Annotated in this window: 21 protein-coding genes and 1 pseudogene; 18 read left to right on the top strand and 4 right to left on the bottom strand. The window is 62.9% G+C overall.

The window, feature by feature from the left end; all coding sequences use genetic code 11:
* Positions 1-106: 106 nt before the first annotated feature.
* Complete coding sequence (locus MXF70_RS12345; protein ID WP_248515930.1) at positions 107-2,308, bottom strand: methyl-accepting chemotaxis protein; 2,202 nt, start codon at positions 2,306-2,308, stop codon at positions 107-109.
* A 435-nt stretch (positions 2,309-2,743) separates the two neighbouring features.
* On the opposite strand from MXF70_RS12345, the gene MXF70_RS12340 reads away from it, so the two are divergent.
* The 5 genes and pseudogenes from MXF70_RS12340 (at position 2,744) to MXF70_RS12320 (ending at position 8,710) form a co-directional block, all read left to right on the top strand.
* The gene (locus tag MXF70_RS12340) at positions 2,744-3,412 is read left to right on the top strand and encodes an O-methyltransferase (protein WP_248515929.1); all 669 of its coding nucleotides are present in this window, start codon (positions 2,744-2,746) and stop codon (positions 3,410-3,412) included.
* A 113-nt stretch (positions 3,413-3,525) separates the two neighbouring features.
* Positions 3,526-4,428 (top strand): annotated as a pseudogene (locus MXF70_RS12335) (ABC transporter ATP-binding protein); the annotation flags it as partial.
* 23 nt (positions 4,429-4,451) lie between these two features.
* On the top strand, positions 4,452-5,213 hold the full coding sequence (locus tag MXF70_RS12330) for an ABC transporter permease (protein ID WP_248515927.1): 762 nt from the start codon (positions 4,452-4,454) through the stop codon (positions 5,211-5,213).
* 138 nt (positions 5,214-5,351) lie between these two features.
* On the top strand, positions 5,352-6,527 hold the full coding sequence (locus MXF70_RS12325; RefSeq protein WP_248515926.1) for an acyl-CoA dehydrogenase family protein: 1,176 nt from the start codon (positions 5,352-5,354) through the stop codon (positions 6,525-6,527).
* A 173-nt stretch (positions 6,528-6,700) separates the two neighbouring features.
* Positions 6,701-8,710, top strand: a complete 2,010-nt coding sequence (locus MXF70_RS12320; RefSeq protein WP_248515925.1) for a PAS domain S-box protein — start codon at positions 6,701-6,703, stop codon at positions 8,708-8,710.
* 39 nt (positions 8,711-8,749) lie between these two features.
* Here MXF70_RS12320 and MXF70_RS12315 read toward each other — a convergent pair whose 3' ends face one another.
* Positions 8,750-9,334, bottom strand: coding sequence for a thioredoxin family protein (locus MXF70_RS12315; RefSeq protein WP_248515924.1), 585 nt, complete (start codon positions 9,332-9,334; stop codon positions 8,750-8,752).
* Between the two features lie 345 nt (positions 9,335-9,679).
* Between MXF70_RS12315 and srp19 the strand changes: the two genes are divergently transcribed.
* From srp19 to MXF70_RS12300, 3 genes are all read left to right on the top strand, one after another.
* Positions 9,680-9,961 (top strand): signal recognition particle subunit SRP19, encoded by a 282-nt coding sequence (srp19, locus tag MXF70_RS12310; RefSeq protein ID WP_248515923.1) that lies wholly within the window; start codon positions 9,680-9,682, stop codon positions 9,959-9,961.
* A gap of 30 nt (positions 9,962-9,991) precedes the next feature.
* The gene (locus MXF70_RS12305; RefSeq protein ID WP_248515922.1) at positions 9,992-10,213 is read left to right on the top strand and encodes an H/ACA ribonucleoprotein complex subunit GAR1; all 222 of its coding nucleotides are present in this window, start codon (positions 9,992-9,994) and stop codon (positions 10,211-10,213) included.
* A 78-nt stretch (positions 10,214-10,291) separates the two neighbouring features.
* A complete protein-coding gene (locus tag MXF70_RS12300) occupies positions 10,292-11,398 on the top strand; it encodes a presenilin family intramembrane aspartyl protease PSH (RefSeq protein WP_248515921.1) in 1,107 nt (368 codons plus the stop codon).
* A 19-nt stretch (positions 11,399-11,417) separates the two neighbouring features.
* Here the strand turns inward: MXF70_RS12300 and MXF70_RS12295 are convergent, their stop codons facing one another.
* Both MXF70_RS12295 and MXF70_RS12290 read right to left on the bottom strand, forming a co-directional pair.
* Positions 11,418-12,413 (bottom strand): ornithine cyclodeaminase family protein, encoded by a 996-nt coding sequence (locus MXF70_RS12295; RefSeq protein ID WP_248515920.1) that lies wholly within the window; start codon positions 12,411-12,413, stop codon positions 11,418-11,420.
* Between the two features lie 35 nt (positions 12,414-12,448).
* The gene (locus MXF70_RS12290) at positions 12,449-12,691 is read right to left on the bottom strand and encodes a DUF8015 family protein (protein WP_248515919.1); all 243 of its coding nucleotides are present in this window, start codon (positions 12,689-12,691) and stop codon (positions 12,449-12,451) included.
* A 553-nt stretch (positions 12,692-13,244) separates the two neighbouring features.
* On the opposite strand from MXF70_RS12290, the gene MXF70_RS12285 reads away from it, so the two are divergent.
* The 10 genes from MXF70_RS12285 (at position 13,245) to MXF70_RS12240 (ending at position 24,621) form a co-directional block, all read left to right on the top strand.
* Positions 13,245-13,649 carry a DUF5805 domain-containing protein gene (locus MXF70_RS12285; protein ID WP_248515918.1) on the top strand — a complete coding sequence of 135 codons (405 nt, stop codon included), beginning with the start codon at positions 13,245-13,247 and terminating at the stop codon, positions 13,647-13,649.
* Entirely contained in the window at positions 13,642-14,691 is a 1,050-nt protein-coding gene (locus tag MXF70_RS12280; RefSeq protein ID WP_248515917.1) for a tyrosine-type recombinase/integrase, read from the top strand. Before MXF70_RS12285 ends, MXF70_RS12280 begins: the two co-directional genes overlap by 8 nt.
* 289 nt (positions 14,692-14,980) lie before the next feature.
* Positions 14,981-15,757 carry a pyrroline-5-carboxylate reductase gene (gene proC / locus MXF70_RS12275; RefSeq protein ID WP_259370360.1) on the top strand — a complete coding sequence of 259 codons (777 nt, stop codon included), beginning with the start codon at positions 14,981-14,983 and terminating at the stop codon, positions 15,755-15,757.
* Between the two features lie 4 nt (positions 15,758-15,761).
* Positions 15,762-16,625, top strand: coding sequence for a glutamate 5-kinase (gene proB / locus MXF70_RS12270; RefSeq protein WP_248515915.1), 864 nt, complete (start codon positions 15,762-15,764; stop codon positions 16,623-16,625).
* A complete protein-coding gene (locus tag MXF70_RS12265; protein WP_248515914.1) occupies positions 16,618-18,033 on the top strand; it encodes a glutamate-5-semialdehyde dehydrogenase in 1,416 nt (471 codons plus the stop codon). The genes proB and MXF70_RS12265 overlap by 8 nt, the downstream gene beginning before the upstream one ends.
* A gap of 224 nt (positions 18,034-18,257) precedes the next feature.
* Complete coding sequence (locus MXF70_RS12260) at positions 18,258-19,910, top strand: ABC transporter substrate-binding protein (protein WP_248515913.1); 1,653 nt, start codon at positions 18,258-18,260, stop codon at positions 19,908-19,910.
* 14 nt (positions 19,911-19,924) lie between these two features.
* Complete coding sequence (locus MXF70_RS12255; protein WP_248515912.1) at positions 19,925-20,956, top strand: ABC transporter permease; 1,032 nt, start codon at positions 19,925-19,927, stop codon at positions 20,954-20,956.
* Positions 20,956-21,972 (top strand): ABC transporter permease, encoded by a 1,017-nt coding sequence (locus tag MXF70_RS12250; protein WP_248515911.1) that lies wholly within the window; start codon positions 20,956-20,958, stop codon positions 21,970-21,972. The genes MXF70_RS12255 and MXF70_RS12250 overlap by 1 nt, the downstream gene beginning before the upstream one ends.
* Positions 21,972-23,216 (top strand): ABC transporter ATP-binding protein, encoded by a 1,245-nt coding sequence (locus MXF70_RS12245; RefSeq protein WP_248515910.1) that lies wholly within the window; start codon positions 21,972-21,974, stop codon positions 23,214-23,216. Before MXF70_RS12250 ends, MXF70_RS12245 begins: the two co-directional genes overlap by 1 nt.
* Positions 23,209-24,621, top strand: coding sequence for an ABC transporter ATP-binding protein (locus tag MXF70_RS12240; protein WP_248515909.1), 1,413 nt, complete (start codon positions 23,209-23,211; stop codon positions 24,619-24,621). The genes MXF70_RS12245 and MXF70_RS12240 overlap by 8 nt, the downstream gene beginning before the upstream one ends.
* Positions 24,622-24,696: the final 75 nt, after the last annotated feature.

Raw genomic sequence — 24,696 nt, 5'->3', positions numbered from 1 at the left:
CTCGTGTGCGGTCTCGGCGTGACCGCGCGACGATCCTTTACCTGAAGGTGGGCTGTGATCTCCGGGGCAGATAACTGGTGAGAAAGCCAGCGACCAGAGGCGCGTCTCAGTCGTCGTCAGCGAACTCGCTACTGGGCATCCGTGGTTCAGCCGCCGGCCCGTCGACTTCGAACGTCGCGAGATTGCTGGAGAGATGGCGCGCCTGGTTCGCGAGCCCTTCGATCGTCCCGGTCATGTCGGTGAGGTTCGCGGTCTGTTCCTCGGTTGCAGCCGCGACCGTCTCGGCCTCGACCGAGGTCTGTTCGGAGATGCTCGTCGCCTCTTCGACGCTGGCGACGACCTCCTCGGTGGACTCGGCCTGCTCCTCGGTGGCTGCGGAAATCTCCTGAACGCCAGTGTTGGTCTCTCGTGCGAACTCGGCGATCTCGTCCAGCACGTCGGCAGCCTCCCGAACGCTCTTGGCGTTCGTGGCGACCCGCTCTTTCGTCTCCCGTACCTCAGTGGCGGTCCGGTCGGTCTCCGTACGGATGCGTTGGATGCGGTTCTCGACGTCCTGGGCGGCTTCTTTCGTCTCCGAGGCCAGCTCCTTGACCTCCTGTGCCACGACGGCGAAACCCTCGCCGTCGCCGTCGCCACCGGCGCCACGAGACGCCTCGATGTTCGCGTTCAGCGCGATCATGTTCGTCTGCTCAGCAACCTCGGATATAAACTCGATCAGTTCGTCGATCTCGGCCATCTCCGCTTCGAGGTCCTCGATGGCCTCGACGGCGGACGCAGACTCGGCTTCGATCTGCTCCATCCCTTCGACGGCATCCTTTGCTGCTGCGCGACCCGAGCGGCCCGCGCTGGCAGTCTCCTCGGCCACGTCTGCGACCTGGTTCGTCGTCGCTGCGATCTCCTCGGTGGTGGTCGAGAGGCTCTCCATCTCCTGGCTTACCGACTTGAGGGTCTCGAACTGTCTGTCGGCACCGACCGAGATCTCCTGTGTCGACTCGGTCACCTGTTCGCTCGCGTTCTTGATCTCCGTCGCGGATTCGGCGGCCGCCTCGCTCGCCTCGTCGACCGCCGCGGCGAAGGACTTCGTCTCCGCGACGGTCATCTCGATTTCGTCGAGCATCTCGTTGCAGGACTGGGCGACGGCCGCCATCGCCTCGTTGTGGCTCTCGGGGTCGAGCCGCCGGGTGAGATCGCCGTCGGCGACTGTCGCCATCGTTGCCTCGTACTGATCGGCCTTGTCTTCGAGATGATTCGAGAGCGACTCTACCTCCGTCCGGGCCGACTCTGCCTCCTCGCGAGCGGACTCGACCTCGTCGATACGCACCTTCAACGACGCGCGCATTCGGTCGAATGCACGTCCGAGGTCGCCGATCTCGTCGGCACGGTCGGTCGGCACGTCCGCATCGAGGTTCCCCGCCTCGAGTTCCTCGGCTGCGTTCGAGAGTTTCCCGACGGAGCGGACCGTGTTCCGGCCGAGGGTCACTCCGAGCACTGCGAGGCTCACGACCACCAGCCCGACCATCACGAGCATCTGGTTCGAGATCGACTCCTGCAGTGCGTAGGCCTGGCTCGTCGGGACGCGTGTGGACACCGTCCACCCGTTGGACTCGACCGGTGCGTAGCCGACCGCGACCGACCCATTCGGGGAGTCCGTACTGGAGACGAACCCGTCTGATCCGTTCAGCGAGAGCGAATCGTCTGTCAGTACGGTCCGGTCGTCACTCGACATGACGACGGTCCCGTCACCGTCCGTCACGACAGCCCGACCGCCTTCCGAGCTACGGAGCACGTCGGTCGAGAGCGACTGGAGGCTCGCGAGCACGACAACGGCCCCCGTGTGGGAATCTCGCGTTTCGGTTACGAACATCTCCAGCGCCCTCCCCGAACCGCTGGCGCGGAAGGTGTCCGACGTCCGTACGACGCCAGTCTGGTTGCTGGTCAGCTCTGCGATCCGCTCGGTCACGCCTGGTTTGAGCCGGCTCGTCCCCTCGATGACCGAGCGATCACCTGCTTGAAGACGTATCTCGCCCGTCTCTTCGTGGACGTAGTACGCACCGACGACGTGCTCGTTCCGTTCGACGGTCCCCGTCAGCAACGACTGTATGCGGCCATAGGAGTCGTCGCGTCCGCTGATCGTCGATATCGTCGTCCCGAGCGACCGGGTATTCGTACTCGTGGACCCCGTCCAGTCGTCGAGCTGTGAGGCCTGTAGCTCTGCCGAGGTCGACAGCTCCTCTTCTGTCTCCCCACGAAGTTCCTCGCCGGCGTTGACGTACACGTACGCCCCGAGCGCCCCGGTAATCACAGTCACCAGAACGAGAGCGACGAGGAACTTTCGTCCGTAACTGTCGAGAAGTCGCCTCGGCAACAGCGCTCGTATGAGTGAGCCCATCGAGTACGCCCACAACAATCATCCTTCTATAACTTTCTGAAATTTTATATGTATGGTTATCTAATACAGTGTGTCGGTATGTGGGGGCCACACGAGAATGGATCTCACTTTGTAGATGTCGGTAGTGGTACGTAGTTCGACCACTGGGCGTTTGGCACGTGTCGAATCGCAAACACAAGGAGACGTATACGTTTCCGTCGTTCCCCAACGCTGTCGATGCCATCGCTGGGGAGTCTATTGCCGGTGATTTCATCGCTCACGATTCCTTCAGTTCCGGTTCCGTCGCTGGTGGTCCACTGCCGTCGTTGCTGAATGGGAGGAACGCTTAGGTGACCGACGGCCACAATCCTTCATATGGCTCTCCTGTCAGACGACCTCGCCAACTACGTCAGTGCGGTCGGCCCGGAGCCCGACGACGTACTCGAGGAGATGGACGCGTACGCAGAGGAACACGGTTTCCCCCACGTCGGTCCGGCGCTTGGCGGCTGGCTCCAGCTGCTCGCGCGAATGGTCGATGCCGAGCGCGTCTTCGAGTTCGGCTCCGGCTACGGTTACTCGGCGTACTGGTTCGCCCGGGCGCTGCCGGCCGACGGCGAGATAATTTGTACCGAGATCGACGCCGACGAGATCGAGATGGGCGAGACGTATCTGGAGCGTGGTGGCTTCGACGACGTCGTCACGTACGAACACGGCGACGCAATGGAGATTGCCGACTCCTACGATGGCCCGTTCGACGTCACGCTAATCGATCACCAGAAAACCCGGTACGTTGACGCGTTCTCGGCGTTCCGCGATAAGGTCGCACCGGGGGGCATCGTCGTCGCGGACAACGTCATGACCGGTGGCACGATCGAGTTCGAGCAACTGTTGCGCTCCTGGCACGACGACGAACCGCTCGCGAGCGACGACGAGATGACCCAGAGCATCGACGAGTATCTCCACACCGTTCGCGACGATCCGGCATTCGAGACGACGATCCTGCCGATCGGGTCGGGGCTGGCCGTGAGCCATCGCGAGTCCTGAGGCTACCGATCGGGGCCTTCAATGCTCGCGGTCGTCGCCTCACGCGCCACGCCGATGCGGTGTCGCTGACCGCGACGAACAGCCTTTTCTCGCCCAGTGATCGACGGGGTACCATGCCGCCGGCCATCGAAACAGAGCGTCTGGTGAAGGAGTACGGGGACCTCCGGGCGCTCGACGAAGTCTCTCTACGGGTGGAGGACGGCGAGTTCTTCGGCTTGCTCGGTCCCAACGGCGCGGGGAAGACCACATTCATCAGCATTCTCGTCGGCCTCGTCCGCCTGAGCGGCGGATCTGCGCGGGTCTTCGGCCACGACGTCGTCGACGACTACCGCGAGGCACGGGACGCGATCGGCATCGCGCCACAGGAGTTCAACGTCGACCGGTTCTTCCCGATCGAGGAGGTGCTGATGCACAAGGCCGGCTACCACGGGATTACCCACGACGAGGCGAAAGAACGAGCCCACGAGGTGCTGAAGACGGTCGGCATCTACGAGAAGCGCGAGCAGCGGTTCGACTGGCTCTCCGGCGGGATGAAACGCCGACTCCTCCTCGCGCGTGCGCTCGTGACGGATCCCGATCTCCTCATCCTCGACGAGCCGACTGCGGGCGTCGACGTCGAACTTCGTCACGATCTCTGGGAGATCGTGAGCGATCTGAACGCGAACGGGACGACCGTCCTCCTCACGACGCACTACATCGAGGAGGCCGAACGGCTCTGTGATCGCGTCGCGATCCTGGACCACGGCGAGGTCGTGACCGTGGAGTCGCCGGAGGATCTCATGGACCGTGGCACGGACACGATCTACGTCACGCTCGAGGCCGATCTCGACGCTCCGCCAGCCCTCGACGGCTACGCGATCGACGCGTGGATCGACGCAGGTCGCCTCGCGGTGCAGGTCGACGACGGTGGCGCCGTCGCACCGCGCTTGCTCCGCGATCTGAGCGACGGCGGGCACGAAGTAGTCGATCTCGAAATCGCGCGAACGTCGCTCGAAGACATCTTCGTGGACCTCACGGAGCGCTCCGGGGGGATCTCCTGATGTGGTCGATCGGCGGTCGCGCGCTGTTCAAGCGAGAAGTCCAGCGGTTCGTTCGCCGGCCCAAGAACACGTTCATGCCGCCGGCGATCACGAACGTCCTCTACTTCGCCGTGTTCGGCATCGTCCTCGGCGGTCGCATCGACGAGATCGCGGGCTTTCCCTACGTCCTCTTCATCCTGCCGGGCCTGATCGTTCTCGGCGCAGTCTCGAACGCCTTCGAGAACGCTGCGTTCTCGATCTTCCACGGGCGTTGGAACGAGTACATCGACGAGCCGCTGACTTCACCGCTGTCCTACACCGAAATCGTCGCCGCGTACGTGGGTGCGAGCGCGCTCAGAGGTCTGCTCGTCGGCGTCATTATCGGTGCAGTCGGTCGGATCTTCACGCCGATCGGCATCAAACACGCGGCCGTCCTGGCCGTGACGATGGTCATCGTTTGCGTGCTCTTCGCGGGACTGGGACTCATCGGCGGTCTCTACGCTCGAGATTTCGACGACCTGACGGTGATGAACCAGTTCATCCTCAGGCCGCTCGTCTTCTTCGGGGCCGTCTTCTACTCTCTCGACGTCCTCCCCTCGACCTGGCGGACGGTCTCGCTCTTGAACCCGATGGTCTACATGGTCGATACGATCCGCTACGGCCTGCTCGGCTACTCCGATCTGACGCCGACGGTGTCCGTCGGCGTCCTGCTGGGAGCCACGGTCGCCGTTCTCGCTCTTGACATCTGGTTGGTGAAGCGGGGCGTGGGACTGACCGATTGACGGGTCGGCCGATCCACTCTGCAACGCTTCTACCGACAGCTAGACGGGCCCCTTTGACGTCCCGAACAGCGGTACAACGACTTCTGCGGCGTCACGAATTCACGCCGGATATTTGCGCCTTCGGTGCGTTGTACGACCATGGAACTGCTCGAGGAGTCCGTCGTTCCGGAGCACGCTCGTCCGGTCAAGCAGGATGCTCGTGAGTTTGCCGCCGAGCACATCGAGCCGAACGCCGAGGAGTGTTTTCGTGAGGGCGAGTATCCCTGGGAGATCCTCGAAGCCGCTCGTGACGCCGATCTGATCGCACAGGACATCCCAGAAGAGTACGGAGGCCGCGGGCTCTCGCTGACCGAAGTGCTCGCGATCGCAGAGGAGTTTTTCCGCGCAGATGCAGGCATCGCGCTCACGCTCCAGCTCGCGAGCTTCGGCGCCGAACTGGTCACGGAGTACGGATCGGAGGCCCAAAAGGAGGAGTATCTTCGGCCAGTCGCCGAGGGCGAGCAGCTGACGGGGCTCGCCGTCTCCGAGCCAGAGACGGGCAGCGACCTCGCGGGGATGACCACGCGAGCGGACCTCGAAGAGGGAACTGGACCCGACGGCGAGGACGAGTACGTCCTCAACGGCGAGAAGTACTGGATCGGCAACGGCGTCGAGGCCGACTGGCTCACCGTCTACGCCCGGACTGATGACGACGAGGCGAACCAGTACGGCAATCACAGCTGTTTCATCGTGCCCACTGACGCCGACGGCTACCACGCCGAGCACATCCCCGAGAAGATGGGGATGCGGGCGTCGAAACAGGCACACGTCGTCTTCGACGACTGCCGGATTCCCGCCGAGAACGTGGTGGGAACGGAGGGTGCTGGTTTCTGGATGCTCGCGGAGTTCTTCAATCACGGCCGTATCGTGGTGGCAGGACACGGTCTCGGTCTCGCCGCCGCGGCCTTCGAGGAGGCCTGGTCGTTCACCCACGATCGCGAGGAGTTCGATCGAACCATCAGCGACTTTCAGGCAGTCCAGCACGGTCTGGCCGACATGCGAATGGACTTCGAGAGCGCCCGCGCGCTGACCTGGCGTGCAGCGAAGAAGGTGGAGGCTGGCGAGGAACCCGGCTTCTGGGCGGCGATGGCGAAGACCGTCTCGACTGAGGCAGCCGTCGATTGCGCCGAGCAGGGGATGCAGTTCCACGGGGGCCGTTCGATTCTAACCGATCGTCGGATCGCTCGCGTCTACCGAGACGTGCGGATCCCGGTCATCTACGAGGGCGCAAACGAGATCCAGCGGAATCTCGTCTACCGTCAGTCCGGAGACTGACGTCGTCCCTCGCTGACTTGCCGCCGCGATAGCTGGATCCCTTGCGGCAGTCGGTTTCGCGGTGGCAGGAAGCATTAAAGTCCAGTGCTGTGTATGGTTGATCAAGTGTCCGTACTCGTGGGAAACGGCAGTTGGTTCGGGGTGGGGGAACGGTGACGAGCCGCGTTCTCTGTGTGAGCGACGACGAATCGTTCGCATCTCGCGTCAGCGCGCCACTCGAGTACTCCTATCCAGGAGTGAGTGTTCTCTCTGTGACCGACGTCGCCGATGGCGTCGAGGTCATCGAGAACGAGCACGTCGACGCGGTCGTCACCGACGCCCGCACGATCGCGAGTGCACCACGCTTGCTGGCAGCGGTCCGCGATCGGCGGCCCGAGCTATCTCTGCTCGTCCTTTCGATGCAGTCCGTCGACTCCGATCGGCTTACCGCCGTCGCCGAGGTCGTGGACTTCCTCGACGCCAGCCGAGCGGCCGACGATCCGGCGCTCGCAGACTGGGTCGCGAACTCGGTCGTCGACGACGTTTCTTCAGGACCGTCCGCTGCTGACGACGGTCCTCCACTCACCGGAGGGACGAACCGGATCGAGGAGACGATTGCAGCGATCAAACGCCAACTCGTCGACGCCACGCGTCCGGGCGAGGTCGAGACTGCAGTTTGCGATCAGATCGTTCTCACCGATTCCTACGAGTTCGCGTGGATCGGCGAGTTCGATCGAGGGGAAGGTCAGGTCGTTCCGTGGGGGACTGCGACCTCTGGAGACGAGTGGCCGCGTTCTCGCACCTTCCCTGCGGGGAATGGGGCAGAGGGCGTGCTCGCTCAGGTCCTTGCCGAACGCACGCCGATATTTCTCGAGGACGTCGAGGGATACGACTCGTTCGTGCCCTGGCGGGAGGAGGCTATCGCGCGGGGCTGTCGGTCTATAGCCTTCGTTCCGCTCCAGACCGAGGACGAACTGTTCGGCGTGTTCGCGGTCTACTCGACTCACTCTGGCGGGTTCGACGCTGGCGAACGCTCGGCGCTATTGGACGTCGCCGAGACCACCGCTCGAGTTCTGGAAGGTATGGCAATCCGGGGACGCATCGATCAACAGGAACGCATCCTTCGCAGACACGAGCGACTCGTCGAGACTGTCGGTGACGGTATGTACGCGCTCGACGCGGACGGTCACTTCATGACCGTCAACGACGCGCTCTGCTCGATGACCGGCTACGCCAGAGAAGGGCTGTTGGGCGAGCACATCGAGATGATTCTTACCTCCGATAGCAGCACGTTCTGGCACGCGGCTGTGGAATCGCTCCAGGACGTCGAGAGCACCTCCCAGTCACTGGAGCTTACGGTGCAGCCCAAGAGGGGGGACCCCTTTCCCTGTGAGAACAAGGTCGGCCTCCTCCCGAGCGACGAAGCTGGTCGCTCCCGAGGAACGGTGGGAGTCCTTCGAGATATCACCGAGCGGAAGCAACGCGAACGCGAACTGCAACGTCAGAACGAACGGCTCGACGCATTCGCGTCCATCGTCTCCCACGATCTCCGGAATCCCCTCAGCGTTGCACAGGGGTATCTCGAACTCGTCGAGGAGTCTGCGGACGATCAGGAGTCGGTCGAACGGGTCGACGAAGCACTCGCCAGGATGAACGAGATGATCGACGACGTGCTCGCGCTCGCACGTGGTGGTCAGTCCGCGACGGATGCCGCTCCCGTTCAGCTAGCTGCCGTCGTAGACGCAGCCTGGTCGAATGTCGACACGGGGCAGGCACACCTGTCGATCGAGGCTGACGTGCTGATCAATGCCGACGAGTCTCGGCTCCTCAGGATGCTCGAGAACCTGTTCCGGAACGCAATCGAGCACGGTGGTGACGCTGCGAGTGCCATCGCACGTGCGGACGATCCTGAAGCCAGTTCCGACGATCAGTCCATGAATCCCCTCTCCGTTAGGGTTGGGGAGCTCGAACAGCCCGATCCCAGCATGGTCGGTTTCTACGTCGAAGACGACGGGAGTGGGATACCGCCGGACGTTCGGGACAGTGTATTCGAGTCAAACTTCACGACGTCTTCTGACGGCCACGGCATCGGACTGTGGGTAGTCAGCGAAGTTGCGGACGCCCACGGCTGGACGCCGACTGCGACTGTCGGATCCGAAGGCGGTGCCCGCTTCGAGTTCACGAACGTCGAACGGGCAGACTAATTCTGATCGCAGGCTATCGCCACCGGGTACGATGTACGATCAGATCTCGTCCCAGTACTCTGGCACGTTGCCGTCGCGCCACTTGATCGTACACCCTCGCGACGGTTGGGAATCGATGTCGACTGTCTCACCATCCAGTACTGCTTCGATTGCCTCGCGAATGTGCACTCGCGAGGCTACATCGTCGGGGTTCAGTGCGTCGTCGAGCTGGTCGTGGTAGGCCAGTTCGAACTCGTCGTTGTTGGTGAAGAGGAATGGGTCCGGTGTGCAGACGGCGCCGTACGCTGCAGCGGCTGTTTGGGACTCGTCGAAGAGATAGGCGTCGTACGCGATCTCGCCGTCTTCGACCCTCTGGATCATTTCGTCGAAGGAGTCCTCCTGGTACTCCTCCGGATCGTTGGCGTTGATACCGACGACGGCGACGTCGTCGTACTCCGCTGCGATTTCGTTGAGGAGCGGGTGTTTCGCTTTTGCGTAAGGGCAGTGGTTACAGGTGAACACGACGAGTAGCGCGCTTGCGTCGTCGAAATCCGCGAGTGAGTACGTTCCTCCGTCCGTCCCCCGCAGTTCGAAGTCTGGTGCCACGTCACCGGTCTCGAGTCGATCGACTGATTCTCCGGCCATGATCGACCGATCGGATGCGGCGTTCAAAATGATTTGCGTGCTGGTCAGTCCTCGACCACGACTGGCTGGACCCGGGTTTGCGGCCCAGAACCGGTACTTCCGTCCCCAACGTGCCCACATCAGCCAACAACGGATTTGATATAGCGGCATACGATTTACCAGTCTGGAATCTGTCGGCGTTATTGTTGACTGATATGATGGGTGTGTGGTACAAATCGTCTAGTTTCGGAGTTTCGAGCCGGCAGCTCGCGTGACGTGCACTGGTCCCCAGCGGTTTCTGGCACAGCGAATCCCGTATCGCGCGCCGAGCACAGGGGTTAAACCCAGTCCTCCCGCAGCAATCATATGGTCGAGAACGTTCTCTGGCCGGCGTACTTCGACGCCGCCCTCTCGCGCTCTAACGGCCGGCGCGTCCCCGGCGATATGGCCGTCGACGAACCCACCGTCGAAGAGATCGCCGAAGCCGTGGGGCAGGTCGGATACGACGCAACGGTAGAACGTGACGTAGCCTACCCTCGAGAACACTATACGGCTCGGGGCCGCGTTATCGTTCACGACGCGACTGACACGGGGAAAGCTGATCTGATACAGGCTGTCGGGGCGTACGTCACGGCACTTCGAAACTGACCGGCTTACCGCTGTACTCACGAGATGCCAATGGAACGACTTGGAACGACGAACCGGATCGCGCAGGGGCTCGCTGTGGTCCGCGTCGACGACCTTCCGGACATCGGTACCGAAGTCGTCGACGATCAGCTCGAGCCAGTCGGCACGGTGGTCGACGTCTTTGGACCGGTCACAGCGCCGTTTGCAACCGTCTCTCCGGTGGAATCGCGCCGTTTGCCTTCCCTACTTGGCGAACCGCTGTACGTTCGCTGAGGACGGTGTTGGACTGGCGAGAACCAACAGCCACGTCAGAAGCGTAACCGGGAAGGGGCGACCGACCGATCCTCCCGTATGGACGACCGGACGCGATCGTTTACCGCGGTCGCAGGGACGATCGGCCTCTTTCTTTGCATTCAACTGGGTGCACTCGCGTTGCTGGATCCGTACGTTGCTACCGGTGCCCAGCCAGTCGATGACCCCTCGAACGCCGGGAACGTTGCGTACTTCTTCGGCGTCATTCTGGTGGCGACGGCCGGGATGTTGGCAGCGATCAAGTTCGGCCTCGAGCGACTCATCCGCGGGTTCGTGTTGCTCTCGTGTGGCTGGATCTGCTGGATTGTCCTCGACACCATCCTGACGTCGCTCGAGCCAGGTGACCTGGCGTCTGGAACTACCGCTACGGCGCTCGAGAACCTGGCAATCGTGATTCCGTTCGCTGTGGCTGGCGGCCTCGTTATCGCGCTGTTCGTCTACCCAGAGTGGTACGTCATCGACGCGGCAGGCGTGTTGCTCGGCGCCGGTGCTGCTGGTCTGTTCGGATTGGCGTTTACCCCTGAGCTGACGGTTCTGTTCCTGTTGATCCTGGCCGCCTACGACGCCATCAGCGTCTACGGCACCGAACACATGCTGGCCCTCGCGGAGGGTGTTACGGACCTCAACGTCCCCGTGCTCCTGGTCGTGCCGACGACGACATCGTTCTCGTTGCTCTCCGACGACGGACCTGCTACACTCGACGACGGGGAGACATCCGACGAGCAGGGGGATTCGATCCTGGAATCAGAGCAGGAGAAGGGGCATGAGCAAGAGGAAATGGTGGGGAACTCCGAAAGCGAAGACGACGAGCAGGAAGCAGAACAGACGGAAGCAGCCGGGGGCCGCGATGCGATCTACATCGGCCTCGGCGACGCCGTCATGCCGACGATTCTCGTCGTCAGCGCCGCGTACTTCCTTCGGGATTCCGCGCCGCTGTTCGACGTCCCACTGCTCGCGATCAATCTCCCGGCACTGACGGCGCTCGTGGGTACCCTGATCGGTCTCAGCTTTCTCCTGCGGATGGTGCTCAAAGGGAGAGCACACGCTGGACTCCCGATGCTCAATGGTGGTGCAATTGGTGGTTATCTGATCGGTGCGGTCGCCAGTGGCATCGGGCTCGTCGAGGCGCTCGGCCTCCCGCTGTAAGCGGCTACCTCGTTTGTGTTCAACGCCCGGTGAGCGCTTCGCTGGCCGGTGAAAGCTGGATTTCCGTGCCCAGATCTCGGTCCCGAGCACGTTCGTAGAGGAGATGGGCACCTGCAACTGTCTCGATGCCGGTCCCACCGCTATCGAAGACGGTTATCTGTTCCTCGTCAGTCCGTCCAGAGGCACGGTCTGCGACGATCTCTCCGAGTTCTGCGTGGACGTGGGCCTCGTCGATCAGGCCCGCCTCCTGGGCGCTACGGAAGGATCCAGCGTCCTGTGAGATGCGATCCCGAAGGTCGGGCACGTACCGGGATCGTGCGACAGTTTCGTGGTCGAGTTCCCGCTTTTCCGGGTGGTACTGGCCCATGGCCGTAACGTGCGTCCCCGGTTCGAGGTTTTCACCGTCGAACACCGGCTCGCTGGCGTTCGTGGCCGTTACGACGACGTCGGCGTTTTCGACGGCACTGGCGCTGTCGGAAACGGCGCTGACGTCGGCCTCGAGCTGTTCGTCGAACTCCTCGGCGAAGGACGTTCTGTTGGCTTCCGTCGGCGAGAAGACGCGAATTTCGGCCAGATCACGTACTGTGGCGATGGCGCGGAGCTGTCCCCGTGCCTGCGCTCCAGAGCCGATGATGCCGACGGTGTCGGCGTCCTCCCGGGCGAGTTCGTCCACTCCGACGGCTCCCGTCGCTCCGGTTTTGTACGGGTTCATCCACGCACCATCGAGTATTGCGAGCGGCGCACCACTCTCTGCGTCGAACAGCGGTGTGACGAACCAGGCGTCCGCTGCTTCGAACCCTGCCGAGTAGGTGTAGCCGCCCATGACACCGGTGTCGGGGAGGATCGCTGTGTATCCCGTAAGCATCCCTGGCGGATCGGACGATCCGAGCGTCGTCCGTGGCTTGGCTGGACCGCCCATTCCACGCTGCCGGTACCCGTCTCGAACTGCGTCGACGAACTCTCCGGGCTCGGCGAGTCCTTCGAGCTCGTCGCTGGAGAGGAACACTGGCTGCATAGGAGGCATATAGAACCGCGGAAGGATAGTCCTGTTCAGTCGGCCTGCACGGACGCACCGGCGGTACCAGCAGACGCAGACGTGCTCTCGGTAGCGGTCGTATCGGTAGCTGCGACGGGGCCGTTGACGAATATCGCGTGCCCGATCATCCCGACCGCTGCGGCCCCTGCCAGGGAGACGGCGAGGGGGTGTGGGACGCCGGCGACCAGAAGAATGCCGCCGATCCCGAGCAGTGCGGTGGGAATGAGGGCGAGGACGAAATCGTAGTATTCAGTCATACTATGTTTCGGAATAGCACGGGATATGGTATAAGTGTTACCCCGATATGCGAGTTGAATTCCATCCGTCACTCTTCAATGCTGTAGCTGTGATTGATGAATAACTTATGCAGATTATACGGGCCCTCCTTTGTGACCGGTCTGCTTCTTTCGTTGCTCGGTCCCGCTGGCTTTCGCTGACTTTCCCGGTGCCCATTTTCCCAGTACTCACCCTTGCCCGTCTTCTCTCTTCTTTCGAAGTTCACGGATGCGCACAGTCTCCGGTTCCCGCATGCAGGTCCTCCAGCGGGTCCTCGATGGGTCAACTGCAGAGTCGGTCTTCGAGGCCAGATCACCCGCGGTCAAATGCGAGCAGTACACGCTTCCCACTGCCTTCAGATATACACACGATCGTGGGATATAACACTATGTCTGCAATAATGGTATCTTGATTGACAACAGATTCTGGTTACGGGCGAAATGGCGCCGAACCATGGGTTCATATATGACGATAAGAGTCCTTATCCACATATTTGGGGATAGATTGATGTGGGTGGCCCGAGAGCCTCGATCCATGGCTGATCAGGACACCGAACGCACCTCCGTTCGAACGTACGTGCCTGCCTACCAGAAGGACGAGTGGGCCGAACACGCCGAGGAGCTCGAAATGAGCCTCAGCGAGTACGTTCGGACGATGGTACAGGCCGGAAAACGTGGTTTCGAGGGCGTCGACGAATCCGCCGCTAAACCGTCCAAAGAGGAACCCGGTTCTGGCGACGCTACCCCTGGGGGTGACGGCCTCGAAGACACCGTCCTCCAGGCTCTCCAAAACGGGCCCCTCGAATTCGACGAGCTTGTCGACGCGGTGGCCGAGGACGTCCGCCGTGACGTCGACGCTGCGCTGAATCAACTCGAGGAGCGAGGCCTCGTCGAGCACGATCGACTCGACGGTGGCTATCGGGTGACCGACGATGGCTAGGACCGTTACGTCCGAAGCAGCCACCGGTGATCCGATCGCGCACTTCCTGGAGGAACAGCGCTATCACGGCAAGAGCCAGCGAACGCTCGACGCGTACGAACGCGTTCTCAGACGGTTCGAGACGTTTCTAGCCGATCCGGACCGTGTGCCCGGAGAGACGACCGTTCCAGCGGAGGCGACGCGCAGGGAGTGCATGGCGTGGATTCACGAACTCCGCGGCGAGTACGCCCGCAGCACGATCGCCTCCTACGCCGCCTACGTGCACCGGTTCTACGGCTACATGGTGCGCGTGGAGGAGTTCGACGCCAATCCGATGGCGCTCGTGCGCGAGGAGATGGACGAACGGATCGAGAAGAACCCGACGCGACGCGATCTCAGCGTGTCTGACGTCCGTTCGTTCGTTTCGTCGATCGACCATCCTCTCCACAGGGCGGTGATCGTAACCTTGCTCAAAACCGGCATCAGGGTCGGTGAGCTCTGTAATCTTGACCTCCGGGACTGCTCGCTGGAGAGTGATCTCCGGGCTGACGCGTCGGTTCGACCGCGGGCAGCACTCGACAACCGCCCGAACGCGCTCTACGTCGCTGCAGGCACGGAGCTCTCCGATGATCGACCTGCAGCGAACAAACGACAGCGGTCGACGATCGTCCCGATCGACGACGAGCTGGCCCGGGAGTTGACCTGTTGGCTTGCGATTCGTCCGGATTCCAGATCCGAGCTAGCGCCGCTGTTTCGATCGACCGACGGCGACTGGGGTGCGCGGCTCGAACCCCATGCAGTACGTAGAATCGTCCGCAACTACGCCGAGGCAGAGGGCTGGTACGAGGCCGGTGCAGGCGCCGGAGAGAACGTGACGCCGCATTACTTCCGTCACTTCTTCACGACACATCTTCGGGATCGTACGGGCGATCGAGGCATCGTCAAGTATCTTCGCGGCGACGTCGCGGAGGACATCATCGACACCTACACCCACAACTGGGGCGGTCGCGTCCGTGACGTGTACGAGTCAAATATGTACTCTCTGACGGCCGGGCCGGAGTAACGGGCGCGCTCAGTTGGTTCGTCTGCCGGAAACGTAGCCCCGGTGGGATCCTATCGCTATTACATACTGTACTGAATATTTACCAATTCGAACTGGTGGAGGCTGATACGCGACTGATATACTGTATGTCGCTATACAGAGTGCGGTGAGGGTTTTGCTCGGAATATTTCACGTGAGAAGCGGGGAGTCACCCTGCGAAAACCGTGTATGCGGAGGGCTCTCGCCGGCCGTCCTCCAGAGTGGAAAATCACAGGCGCTATGTTCCTCACCCGTCGAGAGTGAACATAGAATGGCACGAGCTAGCGTTATCGGGTGTGGCAACATGGGGAGCGCCCTCGTGCGCGGCCTCGCCCGCTCGGGCGATCACAACGTGATCGCCTACGACGTGGACGAGGAGGCACTCGCGTCGGTCGCGGAGTACTGCACGGAGACGACGACGGATCTCGAGATAGCGACGCAATCCGACGTCGTGTTTCTCGTCGTCAAGCCGGACATCGCCGTCGGTCTCGTTGAGGATCTGGATCTCTCGGACGATCAAACGTTGGTTTCCTTCGCTGCTGGCGTCTCGACGGACGTTCTCGAACCGATGACGGACGCCGCCATCGTCCGCGTCATGCCGAATCTCGCTGCTGCGAGCGGTAACATGGCTGCGGCAGTCACGGGCGAGGCCCTCACTCCCGAGATCGAGGCGCTACTGGAGGAAGCCGGTGTCTTCGTCGAAGTCGACGAGGAACAGATGGACGTGGCCACCGCGGTCAATGGGAGTGGCCCCGCGTTCGTCTTCTACCTGATCGACGCGATGAAACAGGCCGGCGTCGAGGCGGGGTTGAGTGAGTCGGACGCACGCGTGCTCGCCGCACAGACGTTCAAGGGCGCGGCTGAGACTGTGCTTCGCTCTGACGATTCCCTCGATGAGCTCATCGACGCCGTCTGTTCGCCACAGGGCACCACTATCGAAGGGATGGACGTCCTCTGGGATGGCGACGCCGACGAACAGCTCGCCGCGGCGGTTGGCGCAGCCGAGCGGCGATCCAGGGAACTCGCGAGCGAATCCGCGGGGGAGTGATTCGATGAGCGACACGACAGGCGACGCTGCGACGACGTTCGAATCTGTCGACGCCGACACGGTGGAGGCCGCCAGAGAGCAGGCAGCGAACGCCCAGAGAGTCGTCGTCAAGGCTGGAACGAACACCCTGACCGACGACGATTCGAACCTCGATCGCGAGAAGGTCGACAAACTCGTCGACGACATCGCCGATCTCCTCGCCGACGGTCGCGAGGTCCTGCTCGTCTCCTCGGGTGCCGTCGGCGCAGGGAGCGGTCGCGTCGACTACCCCAGCGACACCGTCGAGGAGGCGCAAGCACTCTCTACGGTCGGCCAGTCCCATCTGATGGCGACCTACGCCGACAGCTTCGGCCGGTACGATCGCAAGGTTGCCCAGTTACTCCTGACCGAGACCGATCTCGACGACAGCGAACGGTTCACGAACGTCACGAACACCGTCGAGACGCTCCTGGATTGGGACGTCGTGCCGATCATCAACGAGAACGACGCCGTCGCCACGGAGGAGATCCGTATCGGTGACAACGACATGCTTTCTTCCTCGGTGGCGATCGGCGTCGGCGCCGACCTGCTCGTCACGCTGACCGACGTTGGCGGCGTCTACACCGCGAACCCCAAACACGACGCCTCGGCGGAGCTGGTCGAAGCTGTCGGTAGCAACTACGCGGCGGTGCAGGAGACCGTCGAAGCCAGTTCGGAGGTGACCTTCGGTGGTATCCAGACGAAGGTCCACGGCGCACGCGCGGCTAGCGAACACGAGATCCCGGCGATCATCGGCAAGTCGACCGAGGAGTCGGTCCTCGCGAAGATCGGTGACGGCAAGCCCGTGGGAACCATCTTTGTCCCCACGAACGGTGAGTCCAATGAGTGAGACGACGGAGAAATCCACGGAGACGAAGGTCGCCGAGGCCGAGCGAGCGGCGCTCTCTCTCGCGAAATGCTCGGACGAGGAGCGATCCGCTGCGATCCACGCGATCGCCGATGCGATCGCGGCGAACCACGAGGAAATCCTCGCAGCGAACGAGCGTGACGTCGAGAAAGCCGAGGAACTGCTCGCGGCCGGAGAGTACTCCCAGGTTCTCGTCGATCGACTCGAACTCTCTGCCTCGAAGCTCGAGAGCATCGAATCCATGGTCCGAAGCGTCGCCGAGCAGGACGATCCCCTCGGTGAGACGCAGACTGCCCGCAAACTCGACGAGGGGCTGGAACTCTACCGGTGCTCCGTCCCGATCGGGGTCGTCGGGACGATCTTCGAGTCTCGGCCCGATGCTCTCGTCCAGATCGCCGCACTCTCCTTGAAATCCGGAAACGCGGTGATCCTCAAAGGCGGCAGCGAGGCCAGCCACTCGAACCGGGTCCTCTTCGATCTGATCGAGGACGCGACCGCGGAACACGCTGCCACCTCCGATTCGGCGGACGCGGTCCCGGACGGATGGGCGCAGCTCATCGAGGCCAGGGCAGACGTCGATACGGTCCTCGAGATGGACGACTCGATCGACCTCGTGATGCCGCGTGGTAGCTCCGAGTTCGTCGAGTACATCCAGCAGAACACGCAGATTCCCGTTCTCGGTCACACCGAGGGTGTCTGCCACGTCTACGTCGACGACGAGGCGGACCTCTCCATGGCGACGGAGATCGCGTACGACGCGAAGGTCCAGTATCCGGCGGTGTGCAACGCCGTCGAGACGGTGCTCGTCCACGAGGACGTGGCCGAGTCCTTCCTTCCTGGGATGGTCGAACGGTACGCGGACGCAGACGTCGAGGTTCGCGGTGACGAGACCACGCGCTCGATTCTCGAGAGCGAAGCCTCCGAGGCCGACGCCGCCACGGCCAACGTGGCCCCGGCGACCGAGGAGGATTGGCAGACGGAGTACGGCGACCTGATCGTCTCGATCCGCGTCGTCGACTCGATCGAAACTGCCGTCGACCACGTCACGACGTACGGCTCGAAACACACCGATTCGATCGTCACGGACAGTTCCGAGCACGCCCGACTGTTCATGCGGAGTCTCGACTCCGCGAGCGTGTTTCACAACGCGTCGACGCGCTTCGCCGACGGATACCGCTACGGGCTCGGTGCGGAGGTTGGCATCAGCACGGGAAAGATCCACGCGCGCGGACCGGTCGGTCTCGACGGGCTGACGACCTACCAGTACTACCTCGAGGGTGACGGGCAGATCGTCGGCACGTACGCGGGCGCGGACGCGAAACCCTTCCTCCACGAGGACTTCGGCGGCGAGTGGGAGCCGGGGCGGCGATCGACCGACCGATCGCAGTAGGCAGGCCACGCTGGACCACTCCGAAGCCCTCCGACGAATACGGGGCTTACCGGTACGTACGCTGTATATCTCCGTTGCAAGATGCTGCTTTATGCTAATATTATTTCAGCTACTGCCCATATTGGTACGAGGATGTAGTTTTGGTATAGTACTTTGAAAATACTATCCTATATGTCTCTATATTAACCATGAACTATTAGGCCACTTCGCGCATCGGTCTTGCTATGTCGGACGATCATTGGTTCGATCGGCGGTCGTTTCTCAAGCACGGCGGTGCCGCTGGCGCCTCAGTGGCCACTGTCGCACTCGCAGGCTGTTCGGGCGACGGCGGTGACGGCGACGACGGCAACAACACCGACGGCGAGAATGGCGGCGGTGTCGGCAACGGTGTCGATGAGGAGGAGAACTGGCAGGATCTCGACGAACCTAGCAACCGGGCTGGCTACCTCCAGCGCGCGAATCTCGCTGCTCACCAGGAAGCGCCGTGGATCTTCCTGAACCGACAGTACAGCAACTACGGCAAGCGGACGAGTCTCGACTGGGAGCCACGCAGCGACGAACTCATCTGGGCGTACACGATGGCGCCGGAGGGGAGCTCCGTCACTGTCACGCAGGGCAAGATGGACACCGGGCTCGACCCCCACAACCATCGGGAGACGCCGACCGACAACATCGTCACCCAGGCCTACGACCGGCTGTTGATGCGAACCAGTGACGGATCGATCGAGGCGGCACTCGCCGAGGACTGGGAGCGCATCGAGCCGGGACACGTCCGATTCCACATCCGAGAGGGCGTGACCTTCCACAACGGCGACGAGCTCCAGCCCTCTGACGTCGCGTTCAGCATCAACCGCGTCGTCGATCCGGAAGTCAGTCTGGAGAGCCCCCAGAACGACCAGCTCGCCGGCGTCACCGGCGCAGAGGTCGCCGACGAGGGGAACGCGGTCGACGTGTTCTCCGATGGCATCAACCCCGTCATCTTCTCCCTGTTTGCATCGTACTGTAACATCGTCCAGCAGGACTGGATCGAATCGCGGAACAGCGAGGAGATCAACCGTAACATGAACGGGACTGGCGCGTTCCAGCTCTCCAACTACGAGGCGAGCGTCGAGGTCTCCTTCGAGGCCTACGAGGATCACTGGCGCGGAGCCCCCGACTTCGATAGCCTCGTATTCCGCGCAGCCGGCGAGGACAGCACGCGGGTCAACCAGCTCGTCCAGGGCGAGACGGACATCATCGTCAACGTGCCGCCACAGCAGGTGTCGTCCGTACAGGACGCCAGCGGTGCCGAGATGGCGCCGGTGCCCAGTACGCGCATCATCTACAACGGCATGCGATACGACGTCGAGCCGTTCGACGATCCGCTCTTCCGCCGGGCGATGAACTACGCGATCGATCTGGAGACGATCGTACAGGATACGCTCCAGAGCTTCGCCGACCAGACTGCACAGCCCACGCTCGAAGGGTTCGTCGGCTACAACGAGGATCTCGACCCGTACCCCTACGACCCTGAGCGTGCCAATCAACTCATCGAGAAGTCTCAGTACGACGAGGCAGATCTCGTGCTTCACACGCCCGTTGGGCGGTATCTCAACGACCTCGAAATCGCACAGGCGACCGCCGGATACATCGACGATCTCGACAACGTCAGTGCCGAAGTGAACCAGGTCGAGTTCGGTGAGCTGGCCGGCAAGCTGACGGACGGAGACATCGAGACGAGCCCCGACTGGTATCTCATCGGGTGGGGGAACGCAGTGTTCGACGCGTCGCAGACCCTCATTCCGCTTCTCACCAGTGACGGCGCACTGACCTCCTGGAAGAACGACGAGTTCGACCAGCTGGTGAACGAGGCCCAGGGCCTGCCCGGTAGCCAGTAACTCGCCAGCGAGCGATGTCGCTGGGACGATTCCTCGTCAGACGAACCCTACAGGGCCTGCTCGTCGTCTGGGGCGTCATCACCGTGGTCTTCGTGCTCCGGTTTCTCTCGCCGGGCGACCCGGTGACGTTCGTCGCGCCACTCGACGCGAGCCCCGAGCTTCGCCAGCGGATCGCCGCTGATCTCGGATTGAACAAGCCAATGCACGTCCAGTACGCCGACTACCTCGCCGGCCTGCTCCAGGGCGACATGGGTTACTCCTATCAGCGAGGATTGCCCGCCAACGACATCGTTCTGTCACGGGTGCCGGCGACCGTCGAGCTCGCAGTTGCATCCAGCATCGTGGCGATCGTCCTCTCGATCCCACTGGGCGTGGTCGCGGCGACGCGTCGACACAGCCCGGCAGACTACGGCGCGACCCTGTTCTCGCTGGTCGGTATCTCGACGCCGAACTTCTGGCTGGGCATCATGCTCGTCCTGTTCCTGTCCGTGCAGCTGGACCTGTTCCCGACGAGCCAGCGTCCTGTCGGCTTCCTCGAGGCGTGGACGCATCTGATCCGGTTCAAATTGGCCGGACCGTCGCTCTCGGTGCCGCTCGACGCCGGTGCGTTCGCCGACGATATGGGGACCTGGCTCTGGCACATTACGCTGCCGGCGGTTACCCTCGGAACGTACTTCACGGCTCTCATCACGCGGCTGACCCGGAGCGGAATGCTCGACGAGCTCGGGAAAGAGTACGTCACTGCAGCGAGGGCGAAGGGACTCCCCGAGACGCTCGTGCGCTACCGGCACGCGCTTCGGAACACGCTCATCCCAATTCTGACCGTTCTCGGGCTCCAGCTCGGGACGCTCATCGGCGGCGCGGTCATCACCGAAGCGGTCTTCGCGTGGCCGGGTCTGGGATCGCTGCTGATCGACGCCATCAACAGCCGTGACTGGCCGATCATCCAGGCCGCGCTGATCGTCATCGGCGTGAGCTTCGTGGTCATCAACGTCGCCGTCGACGTCGTCTATGGCTACCTGAACCCGCAGGTGGGGTACGAATAATGGTCTCAGATCGAACCTGGCGCAATCTGACAGTCGAGCTCAAACGCAGCCACCTCGCGAAGCTGGGCGTGGTGTTGATTCTGTTCATCCTCCTCGCGGCGACCTTCGCGCCACTACTGGCGCCACACGACCCCAAGCAGACCAACCCGGGGGAGGCGAACCTTCCTCCGCTCGGTTTCAGCGAGACGCGGACGGAGTCGACGACGGTCATGGAGGACGGTGAGATCACGATCGTCGAGGAGCAGGTACAGGTGAACGCACAGATGGAGCATCCACTCGGCACCGATCACGTCGGGCGTGACGTGCTCTCGCGGGCGCTGTTCGGAGCGCGCACGTCGCTCATCGTCGGCATCGGCGGCACCGCACTCGCCGCGATGTTCGGCGTCATCGTGGGTCTCGTCTCCGGTTTCTACGGCGGTCGGATCGACGACGCGCTCATGCGCATCGCGGACATCATGTTGGCGTTCCCGTCGCTCGTGCTCGCGATTGCCCTGACCGGACTCTGGGGCCAGCAGTCCGAATCTATCCCTGACCCGTTTCACGAACTCGGGCTGGCACCCGATATGCCAGCCGAGATCGTGATACCCAGCACTATCATCGCCGTCGTCGCGCTCGTGAACTGGGTGTGGTTCGCGCGCGTCGCCAGGGGCGAGGCCCTGAGCGTCCGCAACGAGGAGTACGTCAAGGCTGCACGGAGCGTCGGCGCTTCGGACCTCGAGATCCTCTGGCGGCACGTCCTCCCCAACAGCCTGACGCCGATTCTCGTGCTCGGAACGATCCAGGTCGCAGCGATCATCCTGCTCGAAAGTTCGCTGTCCTTCCTCGGGTTCTCCGGGGCGAACCTCTCCTGGGGACTGGACATCGCACAGGGGCGGGACTACCTGTCCTCGTCGTGGTGGATCGCGACGGTGCCCGGCGCCGCCATCGTGATCGCCGTCGTGGGTATCAATCTCGTCGGCGACTGGCTTCGCGACGCGCTCGACCCTGGCATCGATCAGGGGGAGGGAGGGGTCTGATGCCCCGTGATCTCCTCAGCGTTCGCGATCTGACGACCCGATTCTTCACCCAGGAGGGCCAGGTCAACGCCGTCGAGAAGGTTTCCTTCGACGTGGAGGAAGGCGAGGTGCTCGGTATCGTCGGCGAGTCCGGATCGGGGAAGAGCGTCACTGCGCTCTCCCTCGTCGATCTGGTCGAGGACCCCGGGCGGATCGTCACCGGCGAAATTAACTACCGGAACTCGGAGCTGGCGGAGTCGGCCAGCGAGAACGCTCCGGACGCCGTCGACGGTGATTTCGTCGACGTCCGGAAACTCCCCGAACGCCATCGGCGAGCGCTTCGCGGACCGGACTTCGCGACGATCTTCCAGGATCCAGCGAGCAGCCTGAACCCGTCGCTCCCGGTCGGCGAGCAGATCGCCGAAGCTGTCGAGGTACAGCGTCGAGCCAGCGCGAACCCCCGGTCCACGCGCTCCCGGACCCAGTCGTACGGACTGGGCAAGTTCCTGCTTGGGACCGCGCTCCCAGGGCAGGGGTATCTCACGGAGGAGAGCAAGGCCAGGGCGATCGAACTGCTCGAACTCGTCGGCATTCCCGATCCTGCTGAGCGCGCCGAAGCGCTGCCCCACGAGTACTCCGGTGGGATGCTCCAGCGTGCGATGATTGCGCAGGCGCTCGCGGGCGAACCGGAGCTGCTGATCGCCGACGAGCCGACGACGGCGCTCGACGTTACGATCCAAGCGCAGATTCTCGACATCCTCGGCGACATTCAGGAGGAAACTGGCATGACGATCCTCCTCATCACGCACAATCTCGGAGTCATCGCCAGGATGTGTGACCGCGTCGGCGTGATGTACGCCGGCGAGATCGTCGAGCGAGGGTCGCTCGAAGACGTTTTCGACAATCCCGTCCATCCCTACACGCAAGGGCTGCTCGGGTCTATCCCCGATCTCGAATCCGCCGGAGGGCGGCTACAGCCCATCGAGGGCAACGTTCCGAGTCTCCTCGATCAGGAGATGGAGGACCGCTGTTACTTCGCCGATCGCTGTCCGAATGCGATGGAGGAGTGTCTCGAGAAGCCCCCGGAGTTCCCCGGTCCGGGCAGTCCGGACCACGCCGCGAAATGTTATCTCGCAGATCATCCCTACGAGCCGGAGCAGGCGTTGCCCGAGGACTACTTCGATGACGAATCCAGTGACACGACAGTTGGTCGGGACGATGGAAAGGACGACGCCAGCGGTGAGGGGGTGAGCGCCGATGACTGAGTCACTCCTCGAGGTGCGCGATCTCGAGAAACACTTCTACGAGCGGGACACCCTCGTCGACAGAGCGCTCGGCGGGGAGCCCGTGTCGATCCAGGCCGTCGACGGCGTCAGTTTCGACGTACGGGAGGGAGAAACGCTCGGCCTCGTCGGCGAGTCCGGTTGCGGGAAGTCGACCTGTGGCGAGACGCTGCTGCGCCTTCAGGATCCGACAGGTGGCACGGTCCGCTTCGACGGCGAGGACGTCCTCGATCTCTCCGGCGACGACCTGCGTTCCTTCCGCCGGAACGCACAGGTGGTCTTTCAGGATCCGTTCTCCAGCCTCGATCCCCGAATGACGGTCGGGGCGACGGTACGCCAGCCACTCGACGTCCACAGCGTAGGCACGAAAGCCGAACGCACCGAGCGCGTTTGCGAACTGCTGGAGCGCGTCGGACTGAGCTCAGATCAGTACGATCGCTATCCCCACGAGTTCTCCGGCGGTCAGCGCCAGCGCATCGGCATCGCGCGAGCACTGGCACTGGAACCGGATTTCATCGTGCTCGACGAGCCGACGAGCGCTCTCGACGTCTCGGTCCAGGCGCAGATTCTCAATCTCCTCTCCGATCTGCAGGACGAGTTCGACCTTACCTACCTGTTGATCTCCCACGACCTCTCGGTCATCCGGCACATCTCCGATCGGGTTGCCGTGATGTATCTCGGCGAACTCGTCGAGGTCGGGCCAGTCGCCGACATCTTCGAGTCGCCGAAACACCCCTACACGCAGGCGCTCCTCGAGAGCGTTCCACGAGCGTCCACCGACGAACGGGATCGCGAGATCGAGACGCTCTCGGGGGACGTCCCCTCGCCGCGGAATCCGCCGAGTGGGTGTCGATTCCGGACGCGCTGTCCCTCGGTCATCCCACCCGAGGACGTCACGATCGACCAGCGCGAGTACAGGCAGATCATGGACGTGCGAGAGCGCATCGAATCGCGCGAGGTGGACCTCGACTCCGCCTGGGAGTACGTCGCGGACGAGCAGCCCAGCTCCGGCGGATCGTCGCTTCGGTCGCTGCTCGGGGACGACGTTCGCGAGGACCCGTTTCGCGAGCGCCACGCCGAGGCGTTCGTGGATCGACTCGAGGAGCGAATGCTCGACGTCGAGCTATCGGGGTCCCACGCTCAGACTGTCCGCTCGGCACTTCACGAACTGTGTTACGAGGACTGGGAGGGTGCCGCTTCGATCCTGGCAGAGGAGTACGAGAGCGTCTGTGAGGTCGTCTCACCGGCGCTGCAGGACGATCGAACGCACCCGGTCGCCTGTCACCTCTACGACCAGCCAGACTCGGTGACGGCGAACGTCGCGGATGCGGACGTCTCGGCGCCAGTGGGCGATACAGTGCGTACCGACGGTGCAGAGTCGGACTGAGGGAGTGAGTGCGCAAAGAGACGGAGAGTGTGGATTGAGGACAGCGAAACAGACTCACGCTCCGCTTACGATCGG

It is taken from the genome of Salinarchaeum laminariae (assembly GCF_023204835.1).
GTDB lineage: Archaea > Halobacteriota > Halobacteria > Halobacteriales > Salinarchaeaceae > Salinarchaeum > Salinarchaeum laminariae.
Note: the sequence above shows the minus strand (reverse complement) of the source record. Positions and strands in the feature narration are given on the sequence as shown.

Excerpts from the sequence above, each read along its gene's own strand:
- MXF70_RS12240 (WP_248515909.1), top strand. The coding sequence starts at position 23,209 with ATGACTGAGTCACTCCTCGAGGTGCGCGATCTCGAGAAACACTTCTAC.
- MXF70_RS12245 (WP_248515910.1), top strand. The coding sequence starts at position 21,972 with ATGCCCCGTGATCTCCTCAGCGTTCGCGATCTGACGACCCGATTCTTC.
- MXF70_RS12265 (WP_248515914.1), top strand. The coding sequence starts at position 16,618 with ATGAGTGAGACGACGGAGAAATCCACGGAGACGAAGGTCGCCGAGGCC.
- MXF70_RS12255 (WP_248515912.1), top strand. The coding sequence starts at position 19,925 with ATGTCGCTGGGACGATTCCTCGTCAGACGAACCCTACAGGGCCTGCTC.
- proC (WP_259370360.1), top strand. The coding sequence starts at position 14,981 with ATGGCACGAGCTAGCGTTATCGGGTGTGGCAACATGGGGAGCGCCCTC.
- MXF70_RS12330 (WP_248515927.1), top strand. The coding sequence starts at position 4,452 with ATGTGGTCGATCGGCGGTCGCGCGCTGTTCAAGCGAGAAGTCCAGCGG.
- MXF70_RS12250 (WP_248515911.1), top strand. The coding sequence starts at position 20,956 with ATGGTCTCAGATCGAACCTGGCGCAATCTGACAGTCGAGCTCAAACGC.
- MXF70_RS12315 (WP_248515924.1), bottom strand. The coding sequence starts at position 9,334 with ATGGCCGGAGAATCAGTCGATCGACTCGAGACCGGTGACGTGGCACCA.
- MXF70_RS12260 (WP_248515913.1), top strand. The coding sequence starts at position 18,258 with ATGTCGGACGATCATTGGTTCGATCGGCGGTCGTTTCTCAAGCACGGC.
- MXF70_RS12290 (WP_248515919.1), bottom strand. The coding sequence starts at position 12,691 with ATGACTGAATACTACGATTTCGTCCTCGCCCTCATTCCCACCGCACTG.
- MXF70_RS12325 (WP_248515926.1), top strand. The coding sequence starts at position 5,352 with ATGGAACTGCTCGAGGAGTCCGTCGTTCCGGAGCACGCTCGTCCGGTC.
- MXF70_RS12280 (WP_248515917.1), top strand. The coding sequence starts at position 13,642 with ATGGCTAGGACCGTTACGTCCGAAGCAGCCACCGGTGATCCGATCGCG.
- srp19 (WP_248515923.1), top strand. The coding sequence starts at position 9,680 with ATGGTCGAGAACGTTCTCTGGCCGGCGTACTTCGACGCCGCCCTCTCG.
- MXF70_RS12285 (WP_248515918.1), top strand. The coding sequence starts at position 13,245 with ATGGCTGATCAGGACACCGAACGCACCTCCGTTCGAACGTACGTGCCT.
- MXF70_RS12305 (WP_248515922.1), top strand. The coding sequence starts at position 9,992 with ATGGAACGACTTGGAACGACGAACCGGATCGCGCAGGGGCTCGCTGTG.
- MXF70_RS12300 (WP_248515921.1), top strand. The coding sequence starts at position 10,292 with ATGGACGACCGGACGCGATCGTTTACCGCGGTCGCAGGGACGATCGGC.
- MXF70_RS12295 (WP_248515920.1), bottom strand. The coding sequence starts at position 12,413 with ATGCAGCCAGTGTTCCTCTCCAGCGACGAGCTCGAAGGACTCGCCGAG.
- MXF70_RS12340 (WP_248515929.1), top strand. The coding sequence starts at position 2,744 with ATGGCTCTCCTGTCAGACGACCTCGCCAACTACGTCAGTGCGGTCGGC.
- proB (WP_248515915.1), top strand. The coding sequence starts at position 15,762 with ATGAGCGACACGACAGGCGACGCTGCGACGACGTTCGAATCTGTCGAC.